Source organism: Leucobacter sp. UT-8R-CII-1-4, assembly GCF_030010235.1.
Taxonomy (GTDB): domain Bacteria; phylum Actinomycetota; class Actinomycetes; order Actinomycetales; family Microbacteriaceae; genus Leucobacter.
The window spans coordinates 1-17,550 of sequence record NZ_JASCRS010000003.1; the positions used below are offsets into that span (position 1 = coordinate 1).

Sequence of the window (17,550 nt, forward strand, 5' to 3'; positions counted from 1 at the left end):
ACCACCGCGGCGCCTCAGTGATCCGCTTCCCAGGCCACGTACGATCCGGCAAATCAACCCGAATAATCTCGTGAAACGGACGATACTTATGGACCGGCATACCCGACGACTGCTGCATGTTCTTCATCGAACGGCCCTCCCGCTGGTGTTTGCAGGGTGGGCAGGGTTGCGTAAATAGAGGCTCATGGCCGCACCTTCCGGTTCAGGGAGTGGGACTTTTGATCCTCACTCCATTACTCGGCGGAGCCGCCTTATGAGCAGCGCCGCACATGTGAAGCTAATTCGACCACATCTGGGCGCACGAAACCAGTCATTTCTTCACGAAGGAAGACCCCAATCGGTGTGGGTTTCGACAAAACTACAGCTTGGTACTGACGCCTAAGCGGCTTCGGGCACCGTAATGTCTGCAACCGTGGCCTGATAGGCGCGAATCAGTGCGTCAGCGTCAACAAAAAGACTCAACCCGTGAGCTCCCGCCCCCATTGCAATGCGTGAGCCCACAATTGAAGCATCAGCAAACACCGGCCAGTCTTGGCTGCTGCCAATCGGTGTAATCGTGCCGCGTTCATAACCGGTCGCGGCGAGCGCAAGCTCAGCCTCGGGCAAACGCAACTTATTCACGCCAACGACCGCGCGCAATTTCGGCCAGGAAATTGCACGACCGCCGGGCACAAGCGCAAAGAGATAGCTGCCATCTGAGCGTTTCACAACGAGGGTTTTCACGATCTCTCTTGGCTCAATACCGAGGATCGCGGCAGCCTCTTCGAGCGATCCAGCGTTCGCCCGCTCTCGAAGCTCGATATCAAGCCCGCGTGCTGCCGCAGCATCCTGCACTCGTGTTTGCGCGTCTGACATGCTCTCCCCCTGCGGTCTACTTGGCAACATTCTGTCACCCCACGCTGTGGGCTTCAGCATGACAAATGTCATGCCTGAGTCATGACAGCAGCTCAGTGACGACCGACCACCCGCGGTGAAAAGCTAGCAGTATGAACACACAGCGCAGCATGCAGCAGACAGCCACAAGTCTGAACGAACCGGCCTTCGAGCTCAGCGGCCTCACCCGGAGTTTTGGCAGCGGGGAGCGTCGCGTGCAGGCGGTTCGCGGAGTCGACCTCAGCATTGGGCGCGGCGAAATCGTTGCACTGCTCGGCCCAAACGGAGCTGGCAAAACAACAACGATCGACATGATGCTCGGCCTCAGCGACCCCGATAGCGGATCGGTGCGCGTGCTCGGACAGACGCCGAGGCAAGCTGCCTCGGCGGGCCGGCTCTCTGCACTGATGCAGACCGGCGGCTTGCTCGCCGACCTCACTGTCGCCGAAACGGTCGAGGTCATCGCGAGTTTTTATGGCGCCAGCGCTCGCGTTGCTGACGTCATGGAACGCACCGGGCTCGAACCGATCGCAAAACGAAAGGTAAGCAAATGCTCTGGTGGTGAACAACAGCGTGTGAAATTCGCACTCGCGCTACTGCCAGACCCCGACGTGCTGGTGCTCGATGAGCCAACCGCAGGCATGGATGTGACTGCCCGCCGCAGGTTTTGGGAAGTGATGCGTGATGAAGCGAACGCTGGGCGCACGATTGTTTTCGCTACCCACTACCTCGAAGAAGCCGAACAATTCGCACAACGCACCGTAGTGATGAACCACGGCAAGATCGTCGCAGATGGTGCCACCGCGCAATTGCGCGCAGCGCTCGGCGGTCGCACCGTGTCAGCTACTTTGCCTGCAGCGCTCTGGCAGCTCGATGCCAAGGCGATCCTCGACGCCCTAAATCTGGCGGAGCTCACCGGGCAACCATCAGCAGACACAGCCGGTGACAGCTTGGGTCAAACTCTCGATAGCAACTTCGAAATTGACATCGACGAAAAACGGATCACGCTGCGCACCGCACACTCCGATGCGATTGCGGCACGTTTGCTCGAACTGGGCGCGCACGATCTTGAAATCGTGGCGCCAACCCTTGAGACAGCCTTCACCAAGCTGACGCGCGACTAAACCGTCGCTCGCGTCACGGGTCTCTCAGCAAAATTCACTTTCAAGGAAAAGCCATGATCTTCTCAGCCACGTTCTTTCGCACCGAAATAAAGCGCCAACTGCGCAACCCTTACACCCTTGCCTTCACGCTCGGAATGCCCGTTGTGCTCTATCTGATGTTTGGTGTGAGCTCTGACTACACCACCGTAAGCGCAGGCAACGGCAACGTTTCGCTCTACGTCATGGCTTCTATGGCAGCATTTGGCGCAGCAACGGCCATGAGCTCGATGTGTTCTCTCGCGGCGAGCGAAGTCGGTCAGGGTTGGGGCAGGCAGATCGCGATGACGCCACTCTCGATGGTCGGCTACGCATTGACCAAACTACTCACGGCAGTCTGCTTCGCGGCGCTCTCGGTCACTGCCGTGTTCATTCTCGGTAGTTTCACCGGAGCAGAAGCCGACGACCTATGGCGTTGGTTTGCCGTTGCCGGTTTGATTTTGCTGACCAGTTGCATGTTTGGACTGTTCGGTCTCGGTGTTGGGCTTGCCTTTAACTCTGATTCGGCTGCCGCACTCGCCTCAATTTCGATCACGTTCTTCAGCTTCTTCGGAAACGTGTTTATGCCGCTCAGCGGAGTCATGCTCGATATTGCGCATTTCACGCCGATGTACGGCTATGTCGCGCTGGTGCGCTGGCCGATCACGGAGGGCGCACTCGTTTCTGGCGGCTCAGATCCGCTTTGGGCCGTGCTGCTCAATGTCGTCGCTTGGACCGCCGTGTTCGCGATCATCACCCGCATCGGTGTGCTTCGTTCGCGCCAGCGCCGCTAGTCAGGTTGGTCGGTTTTGCTTGCCGTCGGTTACGCTGGGCGAGTGTTTCCAGGTCACTCCCCAGCGCTCGGCGTGAAAGCGCTCGCGCTCTCGGCGACAGCCACACTCGCAAAACGGTTCGGCCAGGCCAGGCTTTTTGAGATTGCCAATCGGCCGCTGATGGAACTGGCAGAGATGCAGCCGGTAACTGCGGCGTGGTGGCGCGAGCGGCGCAAACAGCCAGGCGAATTCCATTACTTGGCGCTTGGCGACTCAACGGCGCAGGGAATCGGCGCTTCTGTGCCGGGCAGAAGCTATGTTGGTCAGCTCGCGGATCGAATCGAAGCTCAGCTCGACGCCCCGATTGCGGTTACCAATCTTGGGGTTTCTGGCGCGCCGAGCGACCTTTGTGTGCGCGACCAATTGCCACGGGCAGCGAAAGTGCTCGCTAAACGCCAGGCAGACCTAGTCACCTTGGCGATAGGCGCGAACGATATCGCGCAGTGGAATCCCCGAGCGTTTCACCGCAATCTCAATACGATTCTTGACGCGCTGCCAAGCGAGACCATTCTTGCCGAACTGCCAAGTTTTCATCTGCCAAAGAATGAACGCAAGGTGCACGAAGCCAACGGCATCGTGCACGTCATCGCCGAGGCGCGGCACCTCAGCGTGGTACCGCTCTACGCGGCGACAAAAGCACGCGGTATCAACGGCATTCTCACTGAATTCGCTGGCGACGCGTTTCACCCAAATGATCGTGGGTATGAGGTTTGGGCTGATGCATTTTGGCCGCTCGTTCGCACAAGATTGACTTAGGCTCAAACCATGACGATCCCTGAAACGTCACGCTCGACACCCCTCACACGCACGGCGAAGGCTGAACAGACTAGCCCCTGGCAGCGGTACGGCTGGCTCATGTCAGTTGTCTGGCTCGGTTTCTTGTACTACCCAGCTGTCGGGCTTCTCGAGTCGAACGCTGAGGGTTGGGCAGTCACACTCGGTTGGAGCGCCCTGGTGGCCTTTGCGCTCTGTTACCTTGGCGGTTTCATTCTGGGTATGCGCGACGGCTGGCATGCACCCTCTCGCCCGGTCATTGCACTATTTTTGGCCGATGCACTGTTCGCGGCTCTCACGATCCCTGCACTGGGCTGGGGCGCTACCAGCTTTCTGCCGTTCCTCATGGCCTACGCGTCGTACGTGTTGGGCGTGGTCTGGCACTGGGTTACTGCAACACTTTCAGTGCTGCTGACCCTTGCAGCTGTGGTGGCCACGTACTTGCTCGGCCAGCGGCCTGCGGTGATGCTGCTTGCGGTTGTCGTTGTGATGTTCGTCGTGAATTCGATTAACGTCTGGCTCATCACCCGGTCGATTACCGCCGACATCTTGCGAGTGGATCTCGCAACCAGTGAAGAACGCGAATCAGTCGCCCGAGATGTGCACGATCTGATCGGCCACTCACTCACCGTGGTAAAGCTCAAGGCTGAACTTGCAATGCGCCTGGTAGAGAACAATCCAGAGGCGGCTAAGGCCGAAATGAGTGAGATTATTCGGCTTACCGGTGAAGCAATCTCGGGAGTTCGAAGCACGGTGACCGGTCTTCGCGCCGACGGGTTGGCGGAGCAAGTGTCGGCGAGCACGTCTGCGCTCGAATCAGCCGGCATAACTGTGACAGTTGTTGGCGAGGTCACCGCGCTCTCGCCCGCTCAGGCCATCACGACCGCTTGGATCCTGCGCGAGGCAACCACGAATGTGCTTCGGCACGCGCGGGCAAGCAAAGTTGAGATCGCCTTCGCTCCCGGCACTGCCCGCATTCACGACAATGGCATCGGAGAGATTGCAAAGCCGGGCAACGGATTGCGGGGCATGGCGGAACGCGCTGCCGCTGCTGGCGCGGTGCTGCACCTTGAATCGTCGGCCGAACGCGGAACTGAGGTGAGCCTGACATGGTGACATTCACCGGAGAAATTCCCGCCGCCGACAGCTCAAAGAACACCATCAGGCTGCTTATCGTTGACGACCAGGCGCTCGTGCGCGGTGCGCTCGGTGCTTTGCTCGATTTGGAAGAAGACCTCACGACCGTTGGTTTCGCGGCAGATGCGAAAAGCGCGGTGGATCAGACCATCGCCCTGCAGCCAGATGTTTGTCTCATGGATATTCAAATGCCGGGTGATGATGGGATTGTCGCTACCCGGCTGGTGCGCGAGGCCTGCTCAAGCACCAAGGTGCTGATCGTTACGACGTTTGCACGGCCGGGGTATTTGCGCGCTGCGCTTGAGGCCGGGGCCGGTGGATTTATCGTGAAGGACGCCTCGCCCGAGCACCTGGCTGACGCGGTACGCAGGGTGCATGCTGGATTGCGAGTGGTCGATCCAGCGCTTGCCGAAGCTTCGCTGTTTGAAGGCGCGAACCCGCTGAGCGAACGGGAGCAGGAGATTCTTCGTTTGGCTGGCGAGGGTCAGAGCGCGGCTCACATTGCCGCCGAGGTGTTTCTTTCGGCGGGCACGGTGCGCAATCATCTCTCGTCGGCGATCGGCAAAACTGGTGCGCGCAACCGCGCGGGGGCTGCCAAGATTGCGCGCGACAAAGGCTGGATCTAGACGCAACACCCGCGAGTGGATACGTTGTCGGCGAGTGGATACGTCGGGACAGTGTTCCGGTGCACCATTTCGCTACAACGTATCCACTCACGGGTGTGAACGATGTCGTGCGTGTGATTACGCGTTGAACTCGCTTGGGTGTGGGCCACGGCGGCCACCGTTTTCAAGAGCGTCGATTGCCGCGAGGTCTGCTGCGGCAAGCTCAAAATCGAACAGGTTCAGGTTCTCGGCGATTCGAGACGGCGTGACCGATTTCGGAATCACAATGCGGCCCTGCTGCAGGTGCCAGCGCAGCACTACCTGCGCTGGAGTCTTGCCGTGGCGTTCTGCGAGTGAAACAACCACTGGATCGGCGAGCACATCGCCCTGTGCGATGGGGCTCCACGCCTCGGTGAGAATGCCACGAGCTGCGTTTGCTTCAGCAACCTCTCGGTTCTGGAATGACGGGTGCAGCTCGACCTGATTCAGCACGGGAACAATGCCGTTCTCGCTCGCAATACGATCCAGATGCTCGGGCTGAAAGTTCGAGACACCGATCGCACGCACTCGTCCGTCTGCATAAATCTTTTCAAGCGCACGCCAGGTATCTGCGTAGAGATCCTTTTCTGGCGTTGGCCAGTGAATCAGAAAGAGATCCAGCTGGTCGAGGCCGAGGCGCTCAAGTGCATCATCGTAGGCACGGAGTGTGCTGTCGTAACCCTGCTCACTGTTCCACACCTTTGAGGTGATGAACAGCTCGTCGCGGGCAATTCCCGAACCGGCAAGAGCCCGACCAACGCCTTCTTCATTGCCGTAGATCGCTGCGGTGTCGATGCTCCGGTAGCCGGCAGCAAGAGCCGCCTCGACTGCACGCTGTGTCTCATCGTTTGGCACTTGAAAGACACCAAAACCAAGCTGTGGCATCTCGATGCCGTTGTTGAGGGTGAGGGTGGTCACCTGAGGGGTGTTCATCGGATTTCTCCTTCGGGTTGGGAAATTTGCTGTGGTTTGGGGTGGCTCGCTGCCCACACCCTAGGCCATTGCCGAGGCACTGGCCTGTGACGCAACGGGAGTTTCACCGAGAGCGTCAGTCTTTTCATTTCGCGCCGTCACTGCGGCAAAAATCATGACGATGACAGCTGCGAGGGTCATGATTGAGCCGATCCAGATTGGTGCGGTGTAGCCAAGTCCGGCGGCGATACCTATGCCGCCAGCCCAAGCTCCGAGCGCATTGCCAAGGTTGAAGGCGGCAATGTTCGCGCCAGAGGCGAGAGTCGGCGCGGATCCCGCGAAGTGCATGATTCTGGCCTGCAGCGGGGGCACCGTACCAAAACCGAATCCGCCCATCATGAAGAGCAGCACGGTCGTGGCGATTGGCGATCCAGCGAGCAATGAAAACGATGCAAGCACCAGAGTGAGCGAAGAAACAAACACGAGCAGCGTACCGTCGATTGAACGATCGGCGAGTTTGCCTCCGGCCCAATTGCCGATCAACAGGCCCACACCAAAGAGCACAAGCAGCCAGGGCACTGTTGTGCTCGCGAAGCCGCTGACTTCGGTGAGGGTGTAGGCGATGTAGGTGAATGCACCAAACATGCCACCGAAGGCGAGCACCGTCACTATGAGCGACAGCCAGACCTGGACCGATCGGAAGGCGCGCAATTCACCTTGAAGTCCGAGTTCGGCGGCTTGCTGCCCGGCAGTTGTCGGAGCTTGCTGTTTGCCTGCTGGTACTAGCAAGGCAATTCCTATCAGTGCGATCACGCCGATGGCTGAGATCACCCAGAATGTCGATCGCCAGCCAAATTGCTGGCCAAGGAATGTGCCAAACGGCACCCCGAACACATTGGCCGCGGTGAGGCCAGTGAACATGATTGCGATGGCTCCGGCCTTTTTATCTGGCGCGACAAGGTCTGCTGCGACGACCGCGCCGATGCCAAAGAATGCGCCGTGGCTGAGCGCCGCGAGCACTCTGCCGGCCATGGCGAGTTCGTAGCCGCTGCCAATTGCTGTGACAAGATTTCCAACGATAAAGAGCAGTACGAGGCCGAGCAGTACCGGTTTGCGGGGCAACTTTGTGGTGGCGGCGGTGAGCGCGAGAGCGCCTACGACCACGCCAAGCGCGTAGCCGGAAATGAGCCAACCGGCGGCGGCTTCGCTTACGCCAAGATCGATTGCGACTTCTGGCAACAACCCCATGATGACAAATTCAGTGAGGCCAATGCCGAATGCCCCAAGCGCGAGCGCGATAAGTCCGAGTGGCATGTGCTGGCCTTTCTGTTAAAATAGTTGCAGACGCGCACTATTGCGACTGCGAAGATAATCATTGCACACGCAACTAATGCGCGCAAGCAACTATTTTTGATGGGCGCGAAATCAAGGAGCCTCATGGGAATCGCAGACGACGCAGTGGAAATTCGCGCGCGCGGCTGGCGCACCCTCGCAGCCCTGCACGGACTGATCGAGGCGGAGCTTGAGCGCTCCCTCAGCCGCGAATTTGAACTCTCGGTGGTCGAATACACCGTGCTTGACGCGCTCAGCAGGCAGGACGGCTGGCACATGCGAATGCAGCAGCTAGCCCGCGCAACAGCGCTGAGCCCAAGCGCAACCACGCGCCTAGTGAACCGCCTCGAAGACCGCGGTCTACTCACCCGAATTCTCTGCGTCGACGATCGGCGCGGAATCTACACCGAACTCACCACGACCGGCCAAGCCCTCTACGAAAAAGCACACCCGGTGCACGACGCCACCCTGCAGCGCGTACTAGCCGAAGCGAGCGAGCAGCCAGAACTCGCCCCCGTGGTGCACGTGCTGCAGGAACAAGACACCCCGCTGGCAGCCACGAGCTAGCGAACCCGGACCGCTGCCGCTTGGATCGAGACGCTCACGTGAGAGCTCTCGCCAATCACATCGCCATCAACCTCAAACACCCGCGGCTCTGCCAACTCCATGACCAGATTGGTGAAGCGTCGGTGGCTCGCACTGTCGCTGCTTTGAGCCGCAGTCTCGGCATTATTGCCGCCGAAGAGACGTTTGAGGCCGTTGTCCCACACCAGATTTCGAGCGGTATCTGCCCAGCCCGCAAAACTATCTGCGCTCAGCACCAGAAGATCAAGCTCACCATCGCCCGGATCGGCGTCTGGCAGCAGCGTGATTCCACCCTGCAGCGTGCCACAGTTACCGATAATCAGCGTATGCGCTGCCTCGCTCTTCGCGGCAGCTTCACCAGTGGAAAGCCGAACGTCAATCACCTCGCTCGCGTCCAGCGCGCGGCCAAGCGATTCAACATAAGCCAACCAACCGGCCTTGTCTTTAAGATCGTCATTCGTTTCAGTGATCATGTGCGCGTCTATGCCGAAACCCGCCATCACAGCGAATGCGGCACGTTCGGTTCGATCAGCTAACTGCACTTCAGCCCAACCAATATCGAGCGGCTGCGATTCTCCCGCAAAGGCGCGCTCAAATGCTGCCGTCAGATTGTTGAGCGGAATGCCAAGATTTCTGGCGAGCAAGTTACCTGTGCCGAGCGGAATAACGGCCAGTTCTGCTGCAGAGTTGGCGTCTGCCAGGTACTCAGCCACCGCGCGAACAGTGCCATCACCACCCGCCGCAAGTACAACTTCGGCGCCGGCCTCAACTGCGGCTTGTGCGGCACCGCGACCAGGGTCATCCTCAGTAGTTTCGTGCCAGCTCAGCTCTACCTCAGTAGATTCGCCCAGCGCCGAAAGCAGTTCTTCTTTGGTGACTTTCGAAGGGTTCCAAACAATTCCAGCCCGCTGCGCACTCATTACAACCCTCTTCTACTCGATTCAAGCGGCCACGCAGCTACATCAGGTCAGCTGAGCGACCACAACTCCCCACAGGCTACGTTGGCAACCGCGCCTAACTGAAGCAGGTGACTAAGAATTAGAATCGAATTCTCAGTTTGCCGCACCGCGCCAAAACAGGCCATGCTCGGCAAACACTCGCTCACCAAAGCGCGCGGCGATGAGGGCGTGCCCCTCAGAATCTGGATGCAGGTTGTCCGGCAGCGGCAGTTCGGCGGCGTCTGCCGCACCGTAAAGTTCGAGGCCGTCGAGGTAGTGCAACTGAGCGTCGTCTGACCTCGCCTGCACCACCGATGCCAGCGCCTCACGGATCACCTCGAGCGTGAGTCGGCCCGCTGCGACCTCCGCGGGGTCGCCACTCGCAGAGAACTTGGGCACGCCAGTAGCAAAGCTCGCTGGATCAATCGAACCGGGGCCGGGCGTTGCCTCATGGATACCGCAGAAGATTGGTGAGATGAGCACAATCGGTGTCTCGGCTTGGCCCTCACGAATAGTGTCGAGAAAACCGTGGATCGCAGGCACAAATGCGCGCAATCGCATTGCATCATGGTTCACCACATTGATACCGAGCTTGAGTGTAATGAGGTCGGCCGGGGTGTCTCGAATGGCGCGAGCAATAACAGGATCAACCAGTGCACTGCCGCCAAAGCCGAGATTCTGCAGCCGAACGCTAGCGGCACGCGCCACTGCCACCGGCCAGATTTCAGTTGGTCCGCTTGCGTTTGAACCGTGGCTAATAGAGCTTCCATGGTGCAGCCAGCGAAATTGCCGAGGATCGTCGTCGTACGACTCTAATGCAGCGTCTGCGCGCAACTCGATCAGTTCAAGCGCTTCATTGTGCGGCAGCCATAGCTCAACCCGCTTCCGGCCAGCTGGCAGTGTGATTTCGCTCGTGTGCGAACTACCGGTAACAAGTTGCTGCCGCCCGTTTTGCATGTCGATTTCAAAACGATCGCCACCGCTCAGCACGTCGCGAACATAGAGCTCACCGTCGACGACAACATCAATGCAGCCACGAGGCCGATCGAGGCCGAGATACACCACTCTGCTCGTGTGACTTACGAGCGAAAGATGTTCGGCCTCGGTCACGAAAGCAAGGTGCACGCCCGAGGGCTGGGCTTGCATCGCCATGAGTTGCGGGTCAGGAAATTGTTCGCGCACCCAGCTCGGCAATCGATGGATCGCGAGACCGTGACGACCGGCGCTCACTTCGGCCGCGCCTCGCACGAATTCGGGCCGCATCTCGATCTTGTTCACAGTGCCTCATCTCTTGTCGGCCAACTACGCAGGGCTCGATCCAGCGCCGCCAGGGCCGCTTGCCACGACGTCTCTACTTCAGTGTCACGGTGGTCGAATGCGCCCGCTTTGTTTTGTGCAAGAAATCCATTGAGCGTTGCACCAATGAACCGAGCGGCGTGCACCAATTGCGATTCGTCTAGCCCGTAGCCGCGGACCAGCGCAATCGTGAGTGCACCTAATCTCTGACCCTGCGTCGATGTTGCGGTCTCGATCGATGCCGTTCGCTGTAACGCTTGCCACGCGCCGGGGCGTTCCAGAGCGTAAGCACGATTCGCCTCGGCGAAACCGCGCAGGGCCTCAACCCCCGAACGCCCTGCGATCTCGATTGACACACGATCGCCAAGCTCGCCGAGCGCATATTGCTGCACGCCATCAAGCAAGGCATCACGATCACGCACATGTGAATACAGGCTTGCAGGTTGAACTCCGAAGTGGCGGGCAACCGCTGATGCGGTGACAGCTTCGAAGCCGTGTGCGTCTGCGAGTTCAGCCGCGGCTGCATAGAGACGTTCTGGGGTGAGATTTGCGCGAGCCACACCAGAAACCTACACCCATTAGGCAAAACCTACAAGCTTTAGGGAAATCGAAGCGGATCACTCAAAAACCAAGCACCAACACTAAGCAGAAAGCTCGGCCTGCAACTTCTTCGTGAGACTCTCGAACACAATGCGATAGCCGTCTTGAAGCATCTCGGCCATGCGATCCTCGCCGAAAGAAGCTTCATCAAGCAGCACCGAATTCCAGTGCTGCTTATTCGAATAATAACCGGGCACAATCGCCGAAAACTCTTGGCGCAGTGCCTCGTTCTCTAGCGGATCGCCCTTCAACGTGACGATCGGGGTACCCATCTTGTCGGTGCCGAGCCTGGCAAACTGCTTACCGCCAACCGAAAGAATATGCGCCTGCCAATCTTCGTTGTACCAAAGCTCAGCCCCCGGCAACTTCGCAACCAGCGTTGCAAGCCAAGCTTCATTCACAATCGACGTCAACGACATACCGACCCCCAACCACTCACGACCAAAACTGAAATCAGAGTACAGCCAGCCAGCGACAAAAGCGGGGCCGCAATCACACGACCCCGCCCCTGTTCCGCAGCACCAGAAGACGCTACCCACTGAGCGCCACAGTCGGCGAAACCTTCGCGGCTCGCAGCGCCGGGTAAATACCTGCCACCGCACCAACCACAAGCGTCGCACCAACCGCCGCCACCGGCACCAGCCACGGCACCGCAATCGGCCAGCCATTACTCAAGGCATACACTGCCGTCGCCGCAATACCCAGTAGCGCACCAGCCAAACCACCCAGCGCCGAAAGCAGCAAAGCCTCACCCAAGAACTGGCGCATAATATGCACCCGCCTGGCCCCAATCGCACGGCGCAAACCGATCTCACGGCGACGTTCCATCACCGAGATAATCATCGTGTTCGCCACACCAATGCCGCCGATCAGCAAACCGAGCGAACCAAGACCGAGCAGCAAACCCGTAAAGGCCTCATCGGCTGCATCCTTCGCGGCGAGCGCGTCTGACGGTCGCGAAACGCTCACCCCCTCGGGGGTCTGCGGGTTCAAGGTGCCCGGAATCAACTCACGCGTCTCATCGATCAACGAGTCATCAGCGCGCAAAAACACCCGAGTCGGCGCCCGGTCATAACCGAGGCGCTCTGCCGCAACCGATTCCCCCACCAATGCAGAACTATCAAGTTCTGGCGCAAGCGGCACAGGATCAAGAATGCCAATCACGGTGAACCATTGATCACCCAGCCACACCTGACTACCCGGAGATTCGATCCCTAGCCGCTTCGCAGTCTCCGAGCCGAGCACAACAGAAGGATAACTTCCCGTCGCCTCGTTGAACCAGACACCGCTCCGCAAGCTCGCACCCGTAACATCGAGCAGTTTGTCGTGTGCCGCCCTCACCTGAATACCGCCCGTCTGCGAGGGCGAAATAAAGGAATTCCGATACACAAACACCGAGGTCAAATCACCAACCGAAGCCGCCTCATCGACCCCCTTCACCCGTTCCATTCTCGAAACGGCGTCCTCTGCAAGTGGCGAGTCCTGACCGAAGAGGTTCTTGCCACCCTCAACAGTCAGCATGTTGGTGCCAAGCGAATCGAGCTGCTGCTGCAATTTCGCCTGACTCGAGGTCGAAATGCCGAGCACTGCGACCATCGCCGCAATGCCAATAGCGATACCAAGCGCCGAGAGGATCGCACGCACTGGGCGAGCACTCATTCCAGAAACACTCAGCGAGAGCAGGTCAGCAAATCGTAACTGTGCGCGATCCTCGCCACCATTCGGTGCGGACGCAGTCGCTCTTGCGTCACCCTCGGATTCAACCTCAGCCTCAAGCCAAGTCTCCCGTCGCGAAGTCATACTTTCACCCCGTCAACCAACAAACCGTCACGCACCCTAGCGCTCCGAGGCAGTGAAGCCGCGAGCTCGCGGTCGTGCGTAATCATGACAATCGTGGTGCCTGTCTGATTCAGTTCGTGCAGCAACTGCATTACCGTGGCGCCCGAAGCAGTATCTAGGTTGCCCGTAGGCTCATCGGCCAAGAGAATCTCAGGGTTGCCGACCGTCGCCCTAGCGATCGCAACACGCTGCCGCTCACCGCCAGAAATCTGGTTTGGCTTGTGCAAAAGTCGATGCCCGAGACCCACCCTGATCAGAGAGGCTTCGGCTTGCCGCAATCGTTCCTTTCGCGAAGCCCCTCGGTAGAGCAAACCATCGGCAACATTGTCGAGCGCCGTTCTGCCCTCATTGAGGTGAAACTGTTGAAACACAAAGCCGATTCGATTTGCTCGCAGGCCCGAAAGTTCGTCGTCGCTCATGTGCTCCACCTCGCGCCCTGCGATTTTCACGCGCCCCGTGGTGGGTCGATCCAGCGTGCCAATAATGTTGAGCATCGTTGATTTGCCTGAACCAGATGGCCCAACGATGCCAAGAAACTCACCCCTTGCCACTTCGAGACTGACACCACGCAACGCTTGTGTGGGCGGCGACCCGAAACTTCTGGTCACCTGATCGAGCGAGATCACGACGCTGGCACCACAACCGTGGTGCCCTCCGCGATCCCGTCACCCGAGACCTCAACCATGCCACCAGCGAAAAGCCCAGTTTCTACCGGAACCTGCTTGGTACTGCCGTCTTTTTGCACAACCTCAACACCGGTATTGCCTCCGCTCAGCGCGAGCAACGCAGAAACCGGCACCGACAGCACGTTCTCTTTCGTTTCGCTCGTGAAGAAAACACGCACCGAAGCCTTGTCGAAACCATCAGCCTCGGCCGGATCATCAAGGGTGATCGTCACCGGCACAATCGTTGGCGCCTCACCACCGTCGTTGTTCTTTTCTTGAGGTTTTGGTGGTTCGACCGCGCTGATCTTGCCGGTAACCTTTTTGCCACCCGGCAATTCGACCTCGACGGGCGCACCAATCACCGCGAGTTGCTGCTGCTGCAATTTCAGCTCAACATTCACCACTTTTTGCGTGGAAGTAGTGGTCATCACGGTATTACCCGGCCCTGTTTGCGCGCCAACCGCCAGGTCGTTGCTGGCAACCCGAACCGGGCCAGAAGCAAACACTACGTCGCCGAGGCCGATCGTTCCGGTTCGCTCCAGCCCCTTGTCGTCCTGCCAATCCCAGATGGCGTCATAGGTGTCTCCGTCGAATTCTTCGTCGGGTTCACCCCAGAAATAGCCGAGCTCTTTCAGCGCGGTTTCGAGCTGCTTCACGTCTGGACCATCGCCCATGCCCCATTCAAATGCGCGCCACTGCGGGAGATCACCGCGCAGCAGCGTGACCGGGCGGTTGTCGACTGCGAATAGCGTCTGATCTTGATCGACGACAGTGCCAGCCGGTTGACTAAAGGTCAGTGTTCCGCTTGGGCCGTCTTGTTTTTGTTGGCCGCTATAGCTGAGCATGCCAGTGACCAGGGTTTGTTCCACCAGGTCACCCTTAGTGATCGTCGCGGTGGCGCGATCCTTCGGGCTCGTCGCGCCGCTCGGGTCAGCTGCGCCGCCAAACATGAGCACTGCAGACACCGCAATCGCGGCGAGCAGCGCACTCGCGCCGACGATCCATGGCCAGCGAAGTCGTTTTTTCTGGTCATCTTCAGGGGGCGTTGGATCGCCTACCGTCGCCTCTTCGTTCAGTGCCGGCAACAGCGCACTCTCGTCGGGCAAGACGTCTTCTTGCGACATTGTCTACTGCCCCGCCTTCATTGAACTCACGCCGAGTCCACACGCTTCAAAAGCTTCTGGCGAGATCTCACTGTCGAGAGTGAGTCCGCCGCCGGGTGTTGGATCCTTGACGTCATAACCCTGGTCTCGGAGGCACTTTGCAAGCTTGAGGCTCTGCTCTTGCATTGCCTCGGGGTTCTCCATCATCTTTTTCATCTCGTCAGTCATTGGTGGTTCACCGAGCTTTCCGCGGCAGGTCTTGTCAGCTGCTTCAAAAACTTCGATACCACCCATCTCATCGATGTTGAAAGCCTGCATGCTGGCGTTTGGATCTTTCGGTGGGTCTGGATAATCAATGCCCTGTTCTTGCATGCAGGTGGCGTACTTCATTGACCACGCCTGCATATCTGCCTCGGTCACTGAAGCGCCTGAACTCTCTTCACTCTCGCCGCTCGAAGGCGAACACGCGGCCATTGCCACAAGCAGCAACGGTGCTGCGGTGAGTACGGCAATACGGCGGAACAATTGAGTCTTCTTCATGGTGGTCCCCTTCAGAGAGTCCGATCAGTACATTGGCGCTTCTGATTCGTTCGAAGCGCGTAGTAGCCATTTCAGAAGAGGTGATGTCGCGAGAACATTAGGAAAATTACATATGTTTTCTTTAACTCGGCTCTGCTTGACTGTTCCCGGAGGGACAGTTGCGAGTTTTAATCGTTGAAGACGAGGCATATCTGGCTGAGGCCGTACAAACGGTACTTCGCCGAGAATCGATCGCGGCAGACATTGCGCTCGACGGACTTACCGCGCACGAAACGCTGAGTCACACCGAGTACGACATCGTGATTCTTGATCGCGACCTCCCAGGCATGCACGGCGACGAGCTCTGCACCTGGATTGTGCGCGAGCTGCCCCAAACACGAGTGCTGATGCTGACCGCCTCAGGCGCACTGCAACAAAAAGTAGATGGTTTCGCGCTTGGCGCCGACGACTACCTAGCAAAGCCATTCGACTTCCCAGAGCTTCTGGCACGTTTGCACGCGCTCAAGCGCCGCTCAGCACCGGCACTACCGCCCGTGCTTGAAAGCTGCGATATCACCCTCGACCCGTTTCGCCATGAAGTTTTTCGCAATGGGCGCTATGTGAAACTCAGCCGCAAAGAATTCGCAGTGCTGCGCGTATTGATGGAAGCAAACGGCGGCGTAATCAGTGCCGAGCAGTTGCTTGAGCGAGCCTGGGACGAAAATGCCGACCCCTTCAGCAACGCGATTCGGGTGACCGTCTCAACCCTTCGCAAACGCCTCGGTGAGCCACGCGTCATTCACACTGTGCCCGGATCTGGCTACCGAATTGGCCCGGAGGAAACGCAGCATGGCTAAGGCACTCGGCGGCCGCCCCTTCCGCCTCACCATTCGGGCGCGACTCACCCTAAGTTTTGCGGCACTGTTTGCGCTGGGTGGCGGCCTGCTGGTCGTTGGCCTCAACCTCTTTATGCGTTACGGTCCTGTATGGTCGCTCTCAACCACCCCCGCACAGGTTGTCGCACAGACTGGGCAAGTTATCGAGCTGCCGGTTGATTCAACCAGCCCGCAGCCGCTCAATGAAATCTCACTCTTGGCTCTACCAGCCGCCGAGATACGAGACACAACCGACGTACTCGTGACCCTGCTTTGGTCTTCGGTAATCGCGCTCATCTGCATCGTGATCATTGGCTCATTCGCAGCCTGGTTTCTATCTGGTCGGCTGCTCTCGCCACTGCACACCATCAACGAGGCAGCGCGTTCGGCCACTCCAGAACATCTCGAACAGCGTGTTGGCCTGGTCGGTCCCCGAGACGAGCTCACCGATCTCTCGGACACCCTCGATGAAATGCTTGAGCGGATAGAGCGAGCCTTCGTAGCTCAACGACTCTTCGCAGCAAATGCCTCACACGAGTTGCGCACTCCACTCGCCACCGAGAAAGCAATGCTCGACATGCTGCTCGATGGGCCAGAACCAAGTGGCGACGAGTATCGCGAGGTTGCCGAACGGGTTCGCGAAGTAAATGCCCGCAATATTGCCATGGTGAATGCCCTGCTTGAGCTCTCGCGCGCGCAGGCACTCGACCCATCAATCCCCGCAACAATTGAGACCGTCGAGTCAGCAGAACTTTTGCGCGAACCGCTGGCAAGGTGTGCGAGTGCGGCAACGGCCCGCGGTCTCAGCGTGCAGCTTTCGCACACACCGCACACGCTGCAAGCGCAACCACAACTACTCGATCAGCTACTTGAGAATCTGCTGCAGAACGCCGTTCGACACGGCCTCCCAGACGGTGAAATTCAGATCAACTGGGTGGCCGAAGGCGGCTACTCGATCATGCGCATCAGCAATAGTGCCGAGCAGCTCGGCGATGAATTACGTGCGCGCCTTCTAGAACCGTTTGTGCGCGCCGAAGCCCGCGTGCGGGGCTCTGGCGGCAGCGGCCTAGGTCTCGCCATTTCGACAGCAATCGCCGAGGCTCACGGCGGCACACTGCAACTCGGCGAGGGAGAAAACGGCCAGTTCGTGGTGACGGTGAAACTGCCCAGAACGGCCACTTCGATTTAGCAACGGCGATCCAGCGCAGCCAAATACGGCAACCCAAGAACGATCACAGCGGCAATTCTCCCGCGCCAAATCGGGTCAAGCGTAAGCATCTCGTGAGGGTTCGCGGCTTGGCCGTATGGGTTCCGTTAGGACAGCTGTGTTCGCGCCACGCTCGGGTGTTTGATCAGGTGTTGCGTCCGTTGTGGACGCTCGGCAGCGAACGTGCTGCCAAGCCTTTTCTAAGGAGCTAGTTGTGCTTGACCTCGTCTACATCTTGGGCGTGATTGTGCTGTTCACAGCCATCGGCCTGCTCGGCAA

Annotated in this window: 19 protein-coding genes; 8 read left to right on the forward strand and 11 right to left on the reverse strand. The window is 58.8% G+C overall.

What is annotated here, in order from left to right:
- Nucleotides 1-378: 378 nt before the first annotated feature.
- Nucleotides 379-855, reverse strand: coding sequence for a YbaK/EbsC family protein (locus tag QBL02_RS07330; protein ID WP_282725754.1), 477 nt, complete (start codon nt 853-855; stop codon nt 379-381).
- 131 nt (nt 856-986) lie between these two features.
- On the opposite strand from QBL02_RS07330, the gene QBL02_RS07335 reads away from it, so the two are divergent.
- The 5 genes from QBL02_RS07335 to QBL02_RS07355 are packed head-to-tail and all read left to right on the forward strand — an operon-like array spanning nt 987 to nt 5,382.
- Nucleotides 987-1,997: an ABC transporter ATP-binding protein gene (locus QBL02_RS07335; protein ID WP_282725755.1), complete on the forward strand. Its 1,011-nt coding sequence runs from the start codon at nt 987-989 to the stop codon at nt 1,995-1,997.
- Nucleotides 1,998-2,050: 53 nt separating this feature from the next.
- Nucleotides 2,051-2,806 (forward strand): ABC transporter permease, encoded by a 756-nt coding sequence (locus tag QBL02_RS07340; protein WP_282725756.1) that lies wholly within the window; start codon nt 2,051-2,053, stop codon nt 2,804-2,806.
- A gap of 42 nt (nt 2,807-2,848) precedes the next feature.
- A complete protein-coding gene (locus QBL02_RS07345; RefSeq protein ID WP_282725757.1) occupies nt 2,849-3,601 on the forward strand; it encodes an SGNH/GDSL hydrolase family protein in 753 nt (250 codons plus the stop codon).
- A 9-nt stretch (nt 3,602-3,610) separates the two neighbouring features.
- Nucleotides 3,611-4,735: a histidine kinase gene (locus tag QBL02_RS07350; protein WP_282725758.1), complete on the forward strand. Its 1,125-nt coding sequence runs from the start codon at nt 3,611-3,613 to the stop codon at nt 4,733-4,735.
- On the forward strand, nt 4,729-5,382 hold the full coding sequence (locus QBL02_RS07355) for a response regulator transcription factor (protein WP_282725759.1): 654 nt from the start codon (nt 4,729-4,731) through the stop codon (nt 5,380-5,382). The genes QBL02_RS07350 and QBL02_RS07355 overlap by 7 nt, the downstream gene beginning before the upstream one ends.
- Before the next feature lie 117 nt (nt 5,383-5,499).
- Here QBL02_RS07355 and QBL02_RS07360 read toward each other — a convergent pair whose 3' ends face one another.
- A complete protein-coding gene (locus QBL02_RS07360; RefSeq protein ID WP_282725760.1) occupies nt 5,500-6,333 on the reverse strand; it encodes an aldo/keto reductase in 834 nt (277 codons plus the stop codon).
- Between the two features lie 60 nt (nt 6,334-6,393).
- Nucleotides 6,394-7,626 carry an MFS transporter gene (locus tag QBL02_RS07365; RefSeq protein ID WP_282725761.1) on the reverse strand — a complete coding sequence of 411 codons (1,233 nt, stop codon included), beginning with the start codon at nt 7,624-7,626 and terminating at the stop codon, nt 6,394-6,396.
- 123 nt (nt 7,627-7,749) lie between these two features.
- On the opposite strand from QBL02_RS07365, the gene QBL02_RS07370 reads away from it, so the two are divergent.
- Entirely contained in the window at nt 7,750-8,211 is a 462-nt protein-coding gene (locus tag QBL02_RS07370; protein WP_282725762.1) for a MarR family transcriptional regulator, read from the forward strand.
- Here QBL02_RS07370 and QBL02_RS07375 read toward each other — a convergent pair.
- From QBL02_RS07375 to QBL02_RS07410, 8 genes are all read right to left on the reverse strand, one after another.
- A complete protein-coding gene (locus QBL02_RS07375) occupies nt 8,208-9,149 on the reverse strand; it encodes a diacylglycerol kinase family protein (protein ID WP_282725763.1) in 942 nt (313 codons plus the stop codon). The two genes, QBL02_RS07370 and QBL02_RS07375, sit on opposite strands and share 4 nt — an antisense overlap.
- 132 nt (nt 9,150-9,281) lie before the next feature.
- Nucleotides 9,282-10,445: a GDSL-type esterase/lipase family protein gene (locus QBL02_RS07380; RefSeq protein WP_282725764.1), complete on the reverse strand. Its 1,164-nt coding sequence runs from the start codon at nt 10,443-10,445 to the stop codon at nt 9,282-9,284.
- Nucleotides 10,442-11,023, reverse strand: a complete 582-nt coding sequence (locus QBL02_RS07385; protein WP_282725765.1) for a TetR/AcrR family transcriptional regulator — start codon at nt 11,021-11,023, stop codon at nt 10,442-10,444. The genes QBL02_RS07380 and QBL02_RS07385 overlap by 4 nt, the downstream gene beginning before the upstream one ends.
- An 81-nt stretch (nt 11,024-11,104) precedes the next feature.
- Nucleotides 11,105-11,482: an MmcQ/YjbR family DNA-binding protein gene (locus QBL02_RS07390; protein WP_282725766.1), complete on the reverse strand. Its 378-nt coding sequence runs from the start codon at nt 11,480-11,482 to the stop codon at nt 11,105-11,107.
- Between the two features lie 112 nt (nt 11,483-11,594).
- Nucleotides 11,595-12,863 carry an ABC transporter permease gene (locus tag QBL02_RS07395; RefSeq protein ID WP_282725768.1) on the reverse strand — a complete coding sequence of 423 codons (1,269 nt, stop codon included), beginning with the start codon at nt 12,861-12,863 and terminating at the stop codon, nt 11,595-11,597.
- Complete coding sequence (locus QBL02_RS07400) at nt 12,860-13,528, reverse strand: ABC transporter ATP-binding protein (RefSeq protein ID WP_282725769.1); 669 nt, start codon at nt 13,526-13,528, stop codon at nt 12,860-12,862. The genes QBL02_RS07395 and QBL02_RS07400 overlap by 4 nt, the downstream gene beginning before the upstream one ends.
- A complete protein-coding gene (locus tag QBL02_RS07405; RefSeq protein WP_282725770.1) occupies nt 13,525-14,691 on the reverse strand; it encodes a peptidoglycan-binding protein in 1,167 nt (388 codons plus the stop codon). Before QBL02_RS07405 ends, QBL02_RS07400 begins: the two co-directional genes overlap by 4 nt.
- Before the next feature lie 3 nt (nt 14,692-14,694).
- A complete protein-coding gene (locus QBL02_RS07410) occupies nt 14,695-15,210 on the reverse strand; it encodes a hypothetical protein (RefSeq protein WP_282725771.1) in 516 nt (171 codons plus the stop codon).
- 158 nt (nt 15,211-15,368) lie between these two features.
- Between QBL02_RS07410 and QBL02_RS07415 the strand changes: the two genes are divergently transcribed.
- Nucleotides 15,369-16,046: a response regulator transcription factor gene (locus QBL02_RS07415; RefSeq protein ID WP_282725772.1), complete on the forward strand. Its 678-nt coding sequence runs from the start codon at nt 15,369-15,371 to the stop codon at nt 16,044-16,046.
- Nucleotides 16,039-17,253 carry a HAMP domain-containing sensor histidine kinase gene (locus QBL02_RS07420; protein ID WP_282725773.1) on the forward strand — a complete coding sequence of 405 codons (1,215 nt, stop codon included), beginning with the start codon at nt 16,039-16,041 and terminating at the stop codon, nt 17,251-17,253. Before QBL02_RS07415 ends, QBL02_RS07420 begins: the two co-directional genes overlap by 8 nt.
- Nucleotides 17,254-17,550 lie beyond the last annotated feature (297 nt).

Coding starts and splice junctions, on each gene's coding strand:
- QBL02_RS07330 (WP_282725754.1), bottom strand. CDS start 855: ATGTCAGACGCGCAAACACGAGTGCAGGATGCTGCGGCAGCACGCGGG.
- QBL02_RS07335 (WP_282725755.1), top strand. CDS start 987: ATGAACACACAGCGCAGCATGCAGCAGACAGCCACAAGTCTGAACGAA.
- QBL02_RS07340 (WP_282725756.1), top strand. CDS start 2,051: ATGATCTTCTCAGCCACGTTCTTTCGCACCGAAATAAAGCGCCAACTG.
- QBL02_RS07350 (WP_282725758.1), top strand. CDS start 3,611: ATGACGATCCCTGAAACGTCACGCTCGACACCCCTCACACGCACGGCG.
- QBL02_RS07355 (WP_282725759.1), top strand. CDS start 4,729: ATGGTGACATTCACCGGAGAAATTCCCGCCGCCGACAGCTCAAAGAAC.
- QBL02_RS07360 (WP_282725760.1), bottom strand. CDS start 6,333: ATGAACACCCCTCAGGTGACCACCCTCACCCTCAACAACGGCATCGAG.
- QBL02_RS07365 (WP_282725761.1), bottom strand. CDS start 7,626: ATGCCACTCGGACTTATCGCGCTCGCGCTTGGGGCATTCGGCATTGGC.
- QBL02_RS07370 (WP_282725762.1), top strand. CDS start 7,750: ATGGGAATCGCAGACGACGCAGTGGAAATTCGCGCGCGCGGCTGGCGC.
- QBL02_RS07375 (WP_282725763.1), bottom strand. CDS start 9,149: ATGAGTGCGCAGCGGGCTGGAATTGTTTGGAACCCTTCGAAAGTCACC.
- QBL02_RS07390 (WP_282725766.1), bottom strand. CDS start 11,482: ATGTCGTTGACGTCGATTGTGAATGAAGCTTGGCTTGCAACGCTGGTT.
- QBL02_RS07395 (WP_282725768.1), bottom strand. CDS start 12,863: ATGACTTCGCGACGGGAGACTTGGCTTGAGGCTGAGGTTGAATCCGAG.
- QBL02_RS07405 (WP_282725770.1), bottom strand. CDS start 14,691: ATGTCGCAAGAAGACGTCTTGCCCGACGAGAGTGCGCTGTTGCCGGCA.
- QBL02_RS07410 (WP_282725771.1), bottom strand. CDS start 15,210: ATGAAGAAGACTCAATTGTTCCGCCGTATTGCCGTACTCACCGCAGCA.
- QBL02_RS07420 (WP_282725773.1), top strand. CDS start 16,039: ATGGCTAAGGCACTCGGCGGCCGCCCCTTCCGCCTCACCATTCGGGCG.